This window comes from Paraburkholderia sp. SIMBA_030, from assembly GCF_046535245.1.
Taxonomy (GTDB): domain Bacteria; phylum Pseudomonadota; class Gammaproteobacteria; order Burkholderiales; family Burkholderiaceae; genus Paraburkholderia.
The window spans coordinates 1-382 of the sequence record NZ_JAWRXB010000132.1 but is presented as its reverse complement, the minus strand read 5'-3'; the positions used below and the strand labels follow the sequence as shown (position 1 = coordinate 382).

Below are 382 nucleotides of genomic sequence, written 5' to 3'. Positions count from 1 at the left end.
CGTGGCGGTTCCAGGCGCCATCATCCAGATCCTGCTTGCGACACTGCTTGGCGTGGCGCTCTGCACCTATTGGGGCTGGAGCCTGGGAGCCGGGATCGTTTTCGGCCTCAGCCTCTCGGTCGCCAGTACCGTCGTGCTTCTGAAAGCCCTGGAAGAGCGAAATCTCATCAACACGGCCAGCGCCCGCGTCGCGATCGGCTGGCTGATCGTCGAAGATCTGGCAATGGTGCTGGCGCTCGTCCTGCTTCCTGCGCTCGCCGAGTTGCTGGGCGGCCACGCGAGGGATGCAGTCGCTCATGGCGCGGGCCTGCCCCTGCCGCTGACGATCGCACTGACGTTGGTGAAAGTCGCCGCCTTCGCCATCATGGCCGTCGTGCTCGGC

The 382-nt window shown here is 65.7% G+C and carries 1 protein-coding gene; it reads left to right on the top strand.

The features are described 5' to 3' along the window. The coding region (locus tag SB772_RS39340; RefSeq protein WP_410838431.1) for a cation:proton antiporter at positions 1 to 382 on the top strand (382 nt) is incomplete at both ends.